The sequence below is a fragment of the Rhizobium mesosinicum genome (genome assembly GCF_019511345.1).
Lineage (GTDB): Bacteria > Pseudomonadota > Alphaproteobacteria > Rhizobiales > Rhizobiaceae > Rhizobium > Rhizobium mesosinicum.
This window is the reverse complement of record NZ_JAEUAK010000012.1, coordinates 25,854-38,900: the sequence shown is the minus strand read 5'-3', so window position 1 is coordinate 38,900 and position 13,047 is coordinate 25,854. Positions and strand designations below refer to the sequence as shown.

Annotated in this window: 12 protein-coding genes and 1 pseudogene; 9 read left to right on the top strand and 4 right to left on the bottom strand. The window is 61.3% G+C overall.

What is annotated here, in order from left to right; all coding sequences use genetic code 11:
* Nucleotides 1-168: 168 nt before the first annotated feature.
* Both JNB85_RS25165 and JNB85_RS25160 read left to right on the top strand, forming a co-directional pair.
* Nucleotides 169-1,113, top strand: a complete 945-nt coding sequence (locus tag JNB85_RS25165) for a carbohydrate kinase family protein (protein ID WP_220337068.1) — start codon at nucleotides 169-171, stop codon at nucleotides 1,111-1,113.
* A 30-nt stretch (nucleotides 1,114-1,143) separates the two neighbouring features.
* Nucleotides 1,144-2,070 (top strand): pseudouridine-5'-phosphate glycosidase, encoded by a 927-nt coding sequence (locus JNB85_RS25160; RefSeq protein WP_220337066.1) that lies wholly within the window; start codon nucleotides 1,144-1,146, stop codon nucleotides 2,068-2,070.
* A 323-nt stretch (nucleotides 2,071-2,393) separates the two neighbouring features.
* On the opposite strand, the gene cckA is transcribed toward JNB85_RS25160, so the two are convergent.
* A complete protein-coding gene (gene cckA, locus JNB85_RS25155; RefSeq protein ID WP_220337063.1) occupies nucleotides 2,394-4,997 on the bottom strand; it encodes a cell cycle histidine kinase CckA in 2,604 nt (867 codons plus the stop codon).
* A 286-nt stretch (nucleotides 4,998-5,283) separates the two neighbouring features.
* On the opposite strand from cckA, the gene JNB85_RS25150 reads away from it, so the two are divergent.
* On the top strand, nucleotides 5,284-6,372 hold the full coding sequence (locus tag JNB85_RS25150) for a flagellar biosynthetic protein FliO (RefSeq protein ID WP_220337062.1): 1,089 nt from the start codon (nucleotides 5,284-5,286) through the stop codon (nucleotides 6,370-6,372).
* A gap of 126 nt (nucleotides 6,373-6,498) precedes the next feature.
* Here JNB85_RS25150 and dksA read toward each other — a convergent pair whose 3' ends face one another.
* Complete coding sequence (gene dksA / locus JNB85_RS25145; RefSeq protein WP_007826301.1) at nucleotides 6,499-6,918, bottom strand: RNA polymerase-binding protein DksA; 420 nt, start codon at nucleotides 6,916-6,918, stop codon at nucleotides 6,499-6,501.
* A gap of 277 nt (nucleotides 6,919-7,195) precedes the next feature.
* On the opposite strand from dksA, the gene JNB85_RS25140 reads away from it, so the two are divergent.
* From JNB85_RS25140 to JNB85_RS25130, 3 genes are all read left to right on the top strand, one after another.
* Nucleotides 7,196-7,690, top strand: a complete 495-nt coding sequence (locus JNB85_RS25140; protein ID WP_220337060.1) for a SixA phosphatase family protein — start codon at nucleotides 7,196-7,198, stop codon at nucleotides 7,688-7,690.
* A gap of 86 nt (nucleotides 7,691-7,776) precedes the next feature.
* A complete protein-coding gene (locus JNB85_RS25135; protein ID WP_220337059.1) occupies nucleotides 7,777-9,252 on the top strand; it encodes a YcjX family GTP-binding protein in 1,476 nt (491 codons plus the stop codon).
* Nucleotides 9,249-10,328 (top strand): YcjF family protein, encoded by a 1,080-nt coding sequence (locus tag JNB85_RS25130; RefSeq protein WP_220337058.1) that lies wholly within the window; start codon nucleotides 9,249-9,251, stop codon nucleotides 10,326-10,328. Before JNB85_RS25135 ends, JNB85_RS25130 begins: the two co-directional genes overlap by 4 nt.
* A gap of 62 nt (nucleotides 10,329-10,390) precedes the next feature.
* On the opposite strand, the gene JNB85_RS25125 is transcribed toward JNB85_RS25130, so the two are convergent.
* Nucleotides 10,391-10,528, bottom strand: a complete 138-nt coding sequence (locus JNB85_RS25125; RefSeq protein ID WP_220337057.1) for a hypothetical protein — start codon at nucleotides 10,526-10,528, stop codon at nucleotides 10,391-10,393.
* A gap of 9 nt (nucleotides 10,529-10,537) precedes the next feature.
* On the opposite strand from JNB85_RS25125, the gene JNB85_RS25120 reads away from it, so the two are divergent.
* Together JNB85_RS25120 and JNB85_RS25115 are read left to right on the top strand one after the other, a co-directional pair.
* Nucleotides 10,538-11,089: a PEP/pyruvate-binding domain-containing protein gene (locus tag JNB85_RS25120; RefSeq protein ID WP_220337056.1), complete on the top strand. Its 552-nt coding sequence runs from the start codon at nucleotides 10,538-10,540 to the stop codon at nucleotides 11,087-11,089.
* A gap of 105 nt (nucleotides 11,090-11,194) precedes the next feature.
* Nucleotides 11,195-11,450 (top strand): annotated as a pseudogene (locus JNB85_RS25115) (NADPH-dependent oxidoreductase); the annotation flags it as partial.
* Between the two features lie 83 nt (nucleotides 11,451-11,533).
* Here JNB85_RS25115 and JNB85_RS25110 read toward each other — a convergent pair.
* Entirely contained in the window at nucleotides 11,534-11,710 is a 177-nt protein-coding gene (locus JNB85_RS25110) for a hypothetical protein (RefSeq protein ID WP_220337055.1), read from the bottom strand.
* 162 nt (nucleotides 11,711-11,872) lie between these two features.
* Between JNB85_RS25110 and JNB85_RS25105 the strand changes: the two genes are divergently transcribed.
* Entirely contained in the window at nucleotides 11,873-13,042 is a 1,170-nt protein-coding gene (locus JNB85_RS25105; protein ID WP_220337053.1) for a zinc-dependent alcohol dehydrogenase, read from the top strand.
* The last annotated feature ends 5 nt before the right edge of the window (nucleotides 13,043-13,047 follow it).

Genomic DNA, 13,047 nt, shown 5'->3' with positions numbered 1-13,047 from the left:
ACCCCATTTGTTCTTATTTCGCAATGGGGTTGCAAATAATTGAAAGAAAAAGGTAAAACGGCCCGTGTTCTATTTTTGTTTTATCGATGCAAAGCAACGGCTTAGTGTGCTTCACCAGGTGAATGCGGCTGCTTTGGCTCCCATTCGATTCGCTTCGGGAGTGCAGAAATGAGCGGCAAGATTCTCGTTCTCGGCGGCGCTCATATCGATCGCCGCGGCCGCATTGCCGGCGAGACGGCGCCGGGCGCCAGCAACCCCGGAACGTGGTTCGAGGAACCGGGCGGCGGCGGCTTCAATGCGGCGCGCAATCTCGCCCGGCTCGGCTTCGAGGTGACGATGATTTCGCCGCGTGGCGGCGATCCGATCGGCGAGATGGTGAGCGAGGCGGCCGATATTGCCGGAATCAACGACCGCCCCTTCGTCTTCCTCGACCGCAAGACGCCGAGCTATACGGCGATCATCGAGAAGGACGGCAATCTCGTCATCGCATTGGCGGACATGGAGCTTTACCGCTTCTTCGTGCCGCGGCGGCTGTCGATCCGATGGGTGCGCGATGCCTTCGCCGCCACCGATTTCATCCTCTTCGACGCCAACCTGCCCGAGGACACGGCCGCTGCGATCGTCGCAAGGGCCAAGGTGCTCGGCAAGCCGGTGGCGGCAATCGCCATTTCACCGGCCAAGATCGTGCGTCTCCTGCCCTGCCTCGGAGGCATCGACTATCTGTTCCTCAACGAGGCCGAGGCTGCAGCCCTTGTCGGCGATCGGCCGGAGGATGTTGCCCGCTGGCCGTCCCTGCTTGGTGACATCGGCGTTGGGGGCGCAGTCGTCACCCGCGGCCAGCGCGAACTCGTGGCCTTCAAGAATGGACGCGCGCTTACGTTGCAGCCGCCGATTTCGGCCGATGTCGCCGATGTCACGGGTGCGGGAGACTCGCTCGCGGCCGGTACGCTCGCGGCTCTCATGCTTGGCCAGCCGCTCGAAGAGGCGGTCCGCCATGGCGCAGCGGCAGCGGCTCTCACCGTGCAGTCACCGCATGCCGTGAACGAAAATCTTTCGCCTGAATTGCTCCGCGACATGCTTTCGCTTGTCCCGGCGGCGAGAATTCTGCAATGAAGCGGCAACATCGATAAACGGATACGGATCATGACCAAACCCTTCTCGCCCCTGTTGCCGATCTCCTATTCCAAGGAAGTGGCCGCCGCCAAGCAGCGCGGCGCCCCGATCGTGGCACTCGAATCGACCATCATCACCCACGGCATGCCCTATCCTGGCAACATCGAGATGGCGCGCAGCGTCGAATCGATCATTCGCGATCAAGGCGCGGTTCCCGCTACCATCGCCGTCATCCACGGCACGCTGCATGTCGGCCTCGAAGCCGCCGAGCTGGAGCAGCTTGCCCGGGCGAAGGATGTCATGAAGGTCTCGCGCGCCGATATCGCCTTCGCGATCGCCGAACGCCGCACCGGTGCCACGACTGTTGCCGCCACGATGATTGCGGCTGCCCGCGCCGGCATCAAGGTCTTCGCGACCGGCGGCATCGGCGGCGTGCATCGCGGCGCCGAAGAGACATTCGATATCTCCGCCGACCTTGAAGAGCTCGCCCGCACCGGCGTCATCGTCGTCTGCGCCGGCGCCAAGGCGATCCTCGATATTCCGAAGACGCTGGAAGTGCTGGAAACCCGCGGCGTGCCTGTCGTCACCTATGAGAGCGACGAATTCCCGGCGTTCTGGTCGCGCTCCTCGGGTATCCGCAGCCCGCTGACGCTAAACAGTCCGGCCGCAATCGCCAATTTCCAAACGACCCGCGAGCAGCTCGGCATCGAAGGCGGCATGCTGATCGCCAACCCTGTCCCGGAAGCCGACGAAATCGCCCGCGAGGAAATGGAAATCTATATCGAACGCGCGCTCGACAGCGCCGAGCGCGATGAAATCACCGGCAAGGCGGTAACGCCTTACCTCTTGAGCACGATCTTCGACCTGACCGACGGCCAGAGCCTGAAGACGAATATTGCGCTCGTGGAGAACAACGCGCGGCTGGCGGCGGAGATTGCCGTGGCGCTCGGCGAGTAATTTTTGATGAGGCGGGCTGGTCCCGCCTCTTGTGCGGGTCACGCGCTTCGAGATGATGTCGGCAAAAGGCGTACAACAAAGGATCTCGCCAAAGAATCCAGCAGGTTGGTATCGCGCTTATCGAGGATCAAGTCGTGGGGATCATCGGGATTAACAAATACTGAAACAGAAGATCCCGGATCGAAACCAGCGCGGCGCATCTGGCGCGTCCATATTAGGCGGTGATGGTCCTGACAAGTATAAGTACTCCCTTTTGGGGAGATGATCTGCGGGCCATAAGGGTGCCCCACACGCGCCCTGTCCGACCAGAAAATCACTAGGCGTCAGCTATCCAGCGTCTCTTTGACCACCACGGCCAGCTGCTTCAGCGAGAACGGCTTCGGCAGGAAGCCGAACTTCGCTTCGGGCGGCAGGTTGCGGGCGAAGGCGTCCTCTGCGTAACCCGATACGAAGATGAACTTCAGGTCCGGATATTTCTTGCGCAATTCGCGCAGCAGCGACGGTCCGTCCATTTCCGGCATGACGACGTCGGAGACGACGATATCCACCTTGCCGTCCAGCTCTTCCATGATTTCGAGAGCTTCGACGCCGGACCCAGCCTCGTGGACTGTATATCCGCGTGTCTCCAGCATGCGCTTGCCGCCGCGCCGCACCGCTTCCTCGTCCTCGACGAGAAGGACGACCGCCGAGCCCGTCAGGTCCTCCGGCTGCTTCGGCTGTATCGGTTCAACGATCTGCGCACCGCCGGCCGCAACGGCCTGATCTGCAGCTTCTCCCTCTGCGGCAACCGCCGGCTCGACGATATGGCGCGGCAGGAAGATGCGGAAGGTGGTGCCCTTGCCGACTTCCGATTCCGGTTGGATATAGCCGCCGGATTGCTTGACGATGCCATAGACCATGGCGAGGCCGAGACCCGTGCCCTTGCCCACATCCTTGGTCGTGAAGAAGGGCTCGAAAATCTTGTCCATGATCTCGGGCGCAATGCCGGTGCCGGTGTCGGTCACCTCGACCAGCACCATGTCCTCATGCGGCATGTAGGAATAGTTGAAGGCGGCAACTTCCGCTGCCGGGAGGTTGCGGGTGCGCAGCGTCAGCGTGCCTCCCTCCGGCATGGCGTCGCGAGCATTGACGCAGAGATTGATCAGCACCTGCTCGAATTGCGAAAGATCGGTTTTGACCGGCCAGAGATCACGGCCATATTCCACGTCGAGCTTGACATTGGTGCCTGAAAGCAGGCGATCGACGAGCATGCGCAGATCGCCGACGACGTCGGTCAGGTTCAACACCGTCGGCCTCATCGTCTGCTTGCGCGAGAAGGCGAGAAGCTGGCGCACAAGCACCGCCGCGCGGTTGGCGTTGCGTTTGATCTCTATCAGATCGGCAAAGCTCGCATCGGCAGGTCGCGCCTGCAGGAGCAGATGGTCTGAAGAAAGCAGGATCGCCGTCAGCACGTTGTTGAAGTCATGCGCGATGCCGCCCGCAAGCGTGCCGACCGCATTCATCTTCTGTGTCTGTGCCATCTGCGCTTCCAGCGCCTTCTGCTCGGTCACTTCGACCGCGTAGACGATGGCCGCCTCCTCGGGCGCCTCGTCGCTCTGATCGATTACGGCATTCACATAGAAGCGGAAGAAGCGCGCGTCGTCGGTCGGCGTGCGGGAATCGATCGGCGCGATATCGCCTTGCCGGTCCTTGGCGGCGGCAAGCGCTGCGGCAATCTGCGGCCTGTCGCTGTCCTGAACGATTGTCTCCAGAAGCGCGCCTCGCTCCAGATCGTCACGTGACACGACATTGGAAAAGAGCTTCAGGAATGGAGCGTTGGTGCGCAGGATCTTGCCATTGCCGTCGACAGAGGCAATCGCCATCGGCGTATTGTTGAAGAAGCGCGTGAAGCGCATGGCCGCCGCCGAAGCCGACTGTCCGTTCTCGCCGTCTTTGTCGCGCGTCAGCACGATCGTCCGGCTCTCGCCCGGCGCCCCGTCACGCATGGAGGTGACGCGGTGGATGATCTGCACCGGCAGGCTCTGGCCGTTTGATTTGCGTAGGTCAAGGTCGAGTGTGACGGTCTTCTTCAGACCCGGCTCGGCTTGTACGGACTGGATCAATGCCAACCCCTCGCCCGCGACGAGATCGCCGATATTCATCGAGCCCGGGATGAATTTGGTGAGGTCGAGACCCAGCCATTCTGCAAGCGTGGCATTCAGGTAGAAAATCTCTCCCTTGCGTCCGGCAGAGAAGAAACCGGCCGGAGCATGGTCGAGATAATCGATGGCGTTCTGCAGCTCTTTGAAGAAGCGTTCCTGGTCCTCGCGCTCGGCGGTGATGTCGGTGATCTGCCAGATCTGCAGCGGCTTGTCGCCACCTTCTTCGGGTGTCAGCTGCCGCGCCTTCAGGCGATACCAGTGGGCGCCGGCGCTGCTTCCAGGCCCGACGGCACGCAGGAGGCGGAATTCCTCGCGGCCTTCCCGGCCCTCGCGCAGGCCGTTCACCAGCCGATAGAGCGCCTCGTTCGATTCGCGGTGGCGCGACAGCAGCGTCTCCAGCGTCTGAACTTCAGTCGCCTTGCGTGCGCCGGTCAATGCGCCATAGGCGGCATTGGCATAAACGATGCGGCCCTTCTCGTCTGTTATCAGCGTTCCGTCGGGATGGCTGTTGAGAAAAGCGCGCGCCAGACTGTCTGACTGGCGCTGCGGCATGACCTCGATGAAGCCGATGACGGAGGAGACGAGGAAGAAGATGCCGACCATGGCGAGAACGCCGAGACAGCCGAGAACCAGCTCGTTGCCGAGCGAATCCTTGAAGAAGACGAAACCTGCCGCCGCCGCGATCAGAACGATCGCCAGCAGAATGATGCGTATCGCCGTGCCGGAACGCCCCCCATGATCCACGAGCGGTGCGTTATAGTCGTCGACCTGACGCGATTTCGTCATCTATTCCTCGCATAAGCCCTCCCTGCCGCGCTCGCAACGCCGCCGCGAAACAGGAATCAGGCAGTCTTTCCTTCTTATCAACTTGCTGCGCCCGCAAAAACACCAGCTTTCGTCAGACTGCTTGAATTCACAGGCAAACGCGCCAGTTTGCCTCCAAGCTCGCCCGGCCAAATAAGTTGCATGACACGAAAACGCCTTCGTTGGTGCCTGGACAGAGCCGGCGGCTCTTGCCTAAGGAACGGAAAAGTCGTCTCTTGTGCCATAATGCGAAATGGAGTGCGTGCCTATGTTCGATGATGTTGTAGGAGCTTATGGTAGCCGCTTCCTGCTTGCCGCCGGCGGCGTCGGTATTGCGCTCATCCTGCTCATCGCCATTCTCTGGTTCCTGCGCAACCGTGCGCCCTCGCCCTTCGTTCGCGGCGGGCGCAACCGCCAGCCGCGCCTTCAGGTGCTCGATGCAGCAGCCGTCGATGCCCGTCGCCGCCTCGTGCTCGTGCGCCGCGACAATGTCGAACACCTCGTCATGATCGGCGGTCCGACCGACATCGTCATCGAAAGCCGCATCCTGCCGGAGCAGGAGGCGGAAACGGCAGGCGAGTTCCGTCCGCTGCAGGCCGAAGAACGCGCGCTCATCCAACCGCCGCCTGCCCCGCAACCACGGCCAAAACCGGTCCCAGTCCCGGTCGCACCGCCTGTGGCCAGAAACGGTGAATCCGATTTCGAAACCCACAGGCCGGAGCCCGCTCCGGTCATCGCGCCGCCGGCCGAGCCCGTTCGTCATCGGACCGAAGTGCCGGTCACTCCGGCCGTCGCCCCGCCGATGGCCAGCCAGCAGCAGACGTTCGCTCAGCAGGCACCCGTCCAGCCGAGCCCGATTCCGACGCTCACGGCCGAACGTGGCGATCCGCAGCGCCCGGTGCCGATTCAGCCATGGCAGCCCGAACGCCCCGCCCCCGTGCAGGATGCGGGCAACGCCGCCGATATTCTCGATGCAGCCCGTCAGCGCGTACTGCCGCAGCAGCGCATCGAACCGCAGGTATCCGCACCGGCCCAGAGCGTTTCCGCCGTTTCGCACGGCCCCCGTGTCGCAACGGAAGACGGCGGTTTGCAGTCAGCCGACATTCGCCGCGATTTCCAGCGCATCCTCGATGAGGAAATTTCAGCCAATCCTGCCGCCGAGCGCGTGGTTCCCTCACCCAATGCCCAGCAGGCTCGCACTGCCTCGCAGCCCGGTTCTTCGCAATCCGGCTCCCCTCAGTCCGGTTCAATGCCGCGCCGAGACCCCGAAATGGCGCCGATCACAGGTGCGGATGCCGCCCTTCAGAAGGAAGTTGCCCGCATCTTCGGCGAAATGAGCGTCAATCGTGACAAGTGAGCGGGCGGGACAAGTAAAAGCTGGCCCGTATGACCCGGAGCAAAGACCGCCAAAACAAAAAAGGCACCGCGATCGTCTCGGGGTGCCTTTTTGTTTCCGTCTGGGGAGTGATTATTCCGGGAGCGATTATTCGTCCCGGTAAACCTTTTCGCGGCGCTCGTGGCGTTCCTGCGCTTCGATCGACAGCGTGGCGATCGGGCGGGCGTCGAGGCGTTTCAGGCCGATCGGCTCGCCTGTTTCTTCGCAGTAACCGTAAGTGCCGTCTTCGATGCGCTGCAGGGCTGCGTCGATCTTGGAGATCAGCTTTCTCTGTCGGTCGCGGGCGCGAAGTTCGATCGCCCGGTCGGTTTCAGAGGATGCACGGTCTGCGAGGTCGGGGTGGTTTGCGCTTTCCTCAGCCAGATGGTCGAGTGTTTCGCGCGCTTCTCTAAGGATATCGTTTTTCCAGGCAACCAGCTTGGCTCTGAAGTAAGCGCGCTGGTTCGTATTCATGAACTCCTCGTCTTCCGAGGGTACATAATTGCTAAGATCGATCTTCTCACTCAACGCGATTCTCCTGAAGAACATCTCATCTGGCCGGGTGTATATCCCAAGGGCTATCCGCGATTCAAGCCAAATAAGACAGGCAAACAGATTTTTAAATCTGTCATAAATTTAAGCTAACAGACTATTTTCGCATCGTTATTCCGAATGGCGATTTTTGCTTCGCCTTCAAAACTCGGTGTTTGAGCACCCCTTTTGCGCCCTCGGAAGCCTGCGGGCGGTTGACGTTGCCGGACTGCAACCGCTACTGAAAAGGCTCCGTTCGAAGCTGGATTTGCCCATGGCCGCCCTCCTGCCTCCACCCCACCGGATCTACCTGCTGCGTCATGCCGAAGCCGCCTGGGCCGAGCCGGGACAGCGCGATTTCGACCGGCCACTGAACCAGAAGGGTTACGGCGATGCCGAGATCGTCGCCGACCGCGCCGCCGACAAGGGTTACCGTCCTGATATCCTGATCAGTTCCACCGCGCTTCGCTGCCGTGACACCGCCGAAGCCGTGCATCGGGCCATGGACGAAACGCTCGACATGCGCTTCGTCGACACGCTCTACAACGCCTCGGTCGATACCTATCTCGAAATCATCGACGCGCAGGACGTTGGCGCCGTCATGCTCGTCGGCCATAATCCGACCATGGAACAGGCCCTGCAGGCACTGATCGGCCATGAAGCAATGGCCTCCTCTCTGCCGTCAGGTTTTCCCACATCGGGTCTTGCCGTCATCGATTATGATGCTTCCGCTTTGACTTGGCGTCTCATCGATTTCGTCATCGATTAGAGCTTTTCCGCCGCTTCTTTTTCAGGCAGCGGCGGTCTCCTATATGTGGGGCCTATATTGCGGACAGTGCCATCAGGGATTCCGATTTGCCGCCACGCCTGACATCCTTCGCCGACGATGCGCTGATCGCGCTGGACAATCTTGCAGACCGCGCAAGCGGTCTCGTCAATCCGACGATCCGGCTCGGCGTCACCGGTCTTTCCCGCTCCGGCAAGACGGTCTTCATTTCTTCTCTGGTCCACAATCTTCTGCATGGGGGCCGCCTGCCGCTCTTCGAAGCCGTGCAGTCCGGCCGCGTTTCGGCTGTGCGCCTGGAGCCGCAGCCTGATGACGCCGTGCCGCGCTTCCAGTATGAGGATCATATCCGAGCGCTGGTGAAGGAGCGCATCTGGCCGGATTCCACCCGGGCGATCTCTGAGCTGCGCATCACGCTCGACTATCAGAGCGCCAGCTCCTGGACGCGCATGTTCTCGCCCGGCCGCCTGTCGATTGATATCGTCGATTATCCCGGTGAATGGCTGCTCGACCTGCCGCTGCTCGGCAAGGATTTCCGAACCTTCAGCGAGGAAACCATTGCCCTTGCTGCAAGCGGCATCCGCTCTGAGCTTTCGAGCGCCTGGCTGGCGCTGACGAAAGCGACAGATATCACCGCTTCCGCTGATGAAATGGTCGCCCGCGATCTCGCTACCCGCTTTGGCGACTATCTGAAGGCCTGCAAGGCCGACGAACGCTCGCTTTCCACGCTTCCGCCCGGCCGCTTCCTGCTGCCCGGCGATCTCGAAGGGTCGCCCGCGCTGACTTTCGCGCCGCTTGCCCTACCCCCGGATGGAAGGCCCGAGCGCGGCTCGCTTTGGGCGATGATGGACCGCCGCTACGAGGCCTATAAGTCCGTCGTCGTCAAACCCTTCTTCCGGGAGCATTTCGCACGACTCGACCGGCAGATCGTGCTGGTCGATGCATTGCAGGCCATGAACCGCGGTCCCGAGGCCGTGCAGGATCTGGAGCGCGCGCTGACGGATGTGCTCGCCTGCTTTCGTCCCGGCAGCAATTCAATCCTGTCGTCGCTGCTCGGCCGGCGCATCGACCGCGTGCTGGTGGCCGCCACCAAGGCGGACCATTTGCACCACGAAAGCCACGACAGGCTGGATCGCCTGACGCGCCGCCTCGTCGATCGCGCCATCGAGCGCATCGGCATGGCCGGCGCCGGCATCGATGTCATGGCGCTCGCCTCCGTACGCGCCACGCGGGAGGCAACGGTGCGCCGCGACGGACACGACCTGCCCGTCATCGTCGGAACGCCCATGGACGGTGAAAAGATCGCCGGCGAAATCTTCGACGGGGAGCGCAAGACGGCGATCTTCCCCGGCGATCTGCCGGAAAATCCCGAATCCCTGTTCGAGCGCATCGAAGCCGGCGACGCCTCGGTCGAGTTGCCCGATGTCAATGTCGTGCGCTTCCGCCCGCCGCAGCTCGAGGAAATCGGCGGCGGCATCAAACTCTCCGTGCCGCATATCCGCCTCGACCGTGCCATGCAGTTCCTGTTCGGAGACCGACTCGCATGAGCAAGCCGCCGATCGATGAGCCCAATCAGCCGCGCCGCACGCCTGCCGCCTTCACCTATGAGGAAGAGAATTCGGCGCTCGAAGCCCCGCGCAGGGAACGTCGCAAGCCCGCAAGCTTTTCCGGTGAGGTGGTGCTGACGCCGGATGACGAAGATCCCTTCCTTAATCCGGAACAGGATCTGAGCCCGGTACCTGTCGCCACTCCGCGCAAGCGCCGTGCCTCCTTTGCCAGCATCGCCGCCGGCGCTTTCGGTATTCTCCTCTCGCTCGCTTTCGGCCTCTGGACCGACCGGCTGATCCGCGATCTCTTCAGCCGCGCCGATTGGCTGGGTTATGCGGCGCTTGCTGTTCTCACGATCGGCATTTTCGCCGTCATTGCCATCGTCATCAGGGAGACGACAGGCATGATGCGGCTTGCCGCGGTGCAGACCATCAAGGCTGAGGCCGATGCCGCGGTCCTGGAAACCCGCCCCGCCAAGGCTCGCGCGGTCGTCGCTCGCCTGACAGGCCTGCTCGGCAACAAGCCGGAAACCGCCAAGGGCCGCGCCGCGCTGAAGGAAACCGAAGGCGAAATCATCGACGCTCCGCATCTGATTGCGCTTGCCGAGCGCGAATTGCTGGCACCGCTGGATCGACGGGCACGCGCTCTGATCGTCAATTCCTCCAAGCGTGTCTCGATCGTCACGGCCGTCAGCCCGCGCGCCATCGTCGACCTGCTCTATGTCCTCTATGAGGCTGCCCGCCTGATCCGCGCCATGGCCGAACTGTACGGCGGCCGTCCCGGCACGCTAGGCATGCTGAGATTGATGCGTGACGTGCTCGCCCACCTTGCCGTGACCGGCTCGATTGCCGTCGGTGACAGCCTCGTGCAGCAGGTGCTCGGCCATGGGCTCGCTTCCAAGCTTTCGGCTCGACTCGGCGAAGGCGTCATCAACGGACTGATGACGGCGCGGATCGGCATTGCCGCCATGGATCTCTGCCGTCCGCTGACCTTCCGGGCGCTGAAACGGCCGGGAATCGGCGATTTCATCGCGGACCTGACGCCGTCGATGACGGCGCGCAACGGCAATTCTTAATAATTTGCCGGATTTAGACACATTCATGCCTTCTTATTCAATCTGCGGAAATCGCAGCATATTCAATGTTCTACATCTACTTCCTCAAAAGTCTTGCCTTGCGGAAACCCTGCATTTCCGCGCATTTCGGCGCCCCGGAAAGGAAGGGTTAACCATTCTCCGGCAAAACTGCCTGCCAGTTCCAGAGTGGTGTTTGCCAAGGAAAATCCATGTATTCGCGCAAGTTTCTGTTTGTATGCGGCCTGGCCGCCGCGGCATTGTCTCCGGTCGCAGACGTCGCTCCTCAAGCTACTGCGGCAACCCGCGACAAGGCCTTCTTCGAATCCGTCGCCGGCACCTGGAAGGGGCCTGGCGAGATCGTCGCCGGCAAGTACAAGGGCACCAAATTCACCTGCAATCTCGTCGGCTCGCCGGCCGATGATTCCGCCGCCGGCATCAAGCTCGACGGCACCTGCCGCGTCGGCGTCTTTAAGCAGCCGATGAGCGCCGTCATCTCGCAGTCCGGCTCCACCTACAAGGGCAAGTTCCTGGACGGCGCCGAAGGTAAAGGCCTCGATGTCGTTTCCGGCGCCGTTACCAACGATACCGTCGTGGTCGGCATCAACCGCGCCAAGCTAAACGGTGCGATGATTGCCCGCGTGCGCGACGACAAGACCATGAACGTCACGGTTTCGGTCAAGGTCGAAAGCCAGATGATTCCCGTCATCGGCTTGACGCTGACCCGTCAGGTCGATGAAATGGCTGTCGGCTCGATCGAGTAAGGTCATTATCGCAGACCGGGTTTTCCTGAAGCGGCGGTTTTCCGCCGCTTTTGCTTTTTTGGCGTGGGGAACCCATGAGCACGGTCCGGGTTGTGTGCGAACGGCGTAGCGGTCGTCGGCAATGAGGACGGCGCCCCATCACGTCTCGGCCGAGCTCCATCAGGCACTGAACGATGTCGGCTTCACCATACCTGCCAATGCCGTCGCCTATCGGGTGGGCGAAGCCATGGCCAGCACAAATTTTGTCGATCTCAAAGAGATACCCGAAGTGGTCGCGACGGCGGCCGACATGCTCACCCGCAAACAGGTTCATCTGGCGAACCTGCCCAAGCAGAACCATTATCCGGGCGAGAGAAACTAACTGCCCGGCGACGTGGTTTGCGGTTGAAGGGAAGACATGAAAAAAGCCCGCTTCTGCAGGCTTCTTTCCATATTGGTCAGATTTTAGTGAGAGCTCTTGTGACTCTGCTGACCGGCCTTCACATGCTGCTCATGCGTGCCGCCGCGGGTACCCGAACTGGACTGGTTGTTGTTGGAGGAGGCCTGCTGCGAGCCGGTATTCTTGTGGCTCTGCTGGCCTGCCTTGACGTGCTGTTCGTGTGAACCGCCTTGGTTTGCCATGATAGATTCTCCTTTGGTATTGTTTGCGAGAGCGGCTTGACTGCCGTCTCGATAAGAAAACTGCGGAAGCGAGGCATCGTTCCGCTTTTTAATATTTCGTGAATTCCACAGGATCATTTCGGCGTCTGCACAGTTCTACGAAAACAAAAACGGAGAACTGCGATGAAGGCTCTTACCTGGCACGGCAAACACGACATCCGCTGCGAAAGCGTCCCCGATCCCAAAATTCAGGATGGCCGCGACGCGATCATCAAGGTTACCGCCTGCGCGATCTGCGGCTCCGATCTTCACCTTTTTGACGGCGTTATGCCTGAAATGCACAGCGGCGATGTCATGGGGCACGAAACCATGGGCGAGGTTGTCGAGGTCGGCAAGGACAATACCAAACTCAAGGTCGGCGATCGTGTCGTAGTGCCCTTCACCATCTCCTGCGGCGAATGTTTCTTCTGCAAACGCGGCTTCTTCTCGGGATGCGAGCGTAGCAATCCCGACTCGTCCAAGGTGCGCAAGCTGTGGGGAAATTCGCCGGCCGGTCTGTTCGGCTATTCGCATCTGCTCGGCGGCTACAGCGGCGGACAGGCAGAATATCTGCGCGTGCCCTATGCCGACATCGGCCCGATCAAGGTTCCGGATGGGCTGACGGACGAACAGGTCCTCTTTCTCTCCGATATTTTCCCCACAGGCTATATGGCAGCCGATTTCTGCAATATTCAACCGGGCGATACGATCGCCGTCTGGGGTTGCGGCCCTGTTGGCCAGATGGCGATCAGATCTGCGTTCATGCTTGGCGCCGAACGCGTCATCGCTGTCGATACCGTACCGGAGCGGCTGGCGCTGGCGAAAGCTTCCGGCGCCGTCGTCCTCGATTTCATGGATGAGGACATCTACGACAAGATCATGGACCTGACCAATGGCCGCGGTGCGGATGCCTGTATCGATGCCGTCGGGACTGAAGCCGAGGCGGCCGCAAGCTGGGATTCGAGGCTCGATCGAATCAAGGTCGCGACCTTCATGGGCACGGACCGACCGCATGTCCTTCGCCAGGCTATCCATTGCTGCCGGAACTTCGGCACCGTCTCTATCGTCGGCGTTTATGGCGGATTTCTCGACAAGATCCCGATGGGCTCGGCGATCAACCGCGGCCTGACCTTCAAGATGGCCCAGACGCCGGTGCAACGCTACCTGCCGCTGCTGATGGAGCGCATTGAGAAGGGCGAAATCGATCCGTCCTTCGTCATTACTCATCGGGCATCCCTGGAGGATGGCCCCGACCTCTACAAGACTTTCCGCGACAAAAAGGATGGCTGCATCAAGGTTGTCCTTAAGCCATAAGGAGA